A 278-nucleotide genomic window follows, 5' to 3' on the forward strand; every position below is an offset into this window, starting at 1 on the left:
GCCGTTACCCCACCAACTAGCTAATCAGACGCGGGTCCATCTCATACCACCGGAGTTTTTCACACTGTACCATGCGGTACTGTGCGCTTATGCGGTATTAGCAGTCGTTTCCAACTGTTATCCCCCTGTATGAGGCAGGTTACCCACGCGTTACTCACCCGTCCGCCGCTCAGTCACAAATGAAATCATCCGAAGAATCTTTCATAAGTGCTTCGCTCGACTTGCATGTGTTAAGCACGCCGCCAGCGTTCATCCTGAGCCAGGATCAAACTCTCAAA

Annotated in this window: 1 rRNA gene (running past one end of the window); it reads right to left on the reverse strand. The window is 51.4% G+C overall.

The features are described 5' to 3' along the window. Nucleotides 1-278 (reverse strand): 16S ribosomal RNA (locus DW922_RS17260) (it extends 1,289 nt beyond the left edge of the window).

Origin of the sequence: Clostridium sp. AM42-4, from assembly GCF_003480105.1 — a bacterium.
In the GTDB taxonomy this organism is placed as follows: domain Bacteria; phylum Bacillota; class Clostridia; order Lachnospirales; family Lachnospiraceae; genus Brotaphodocola.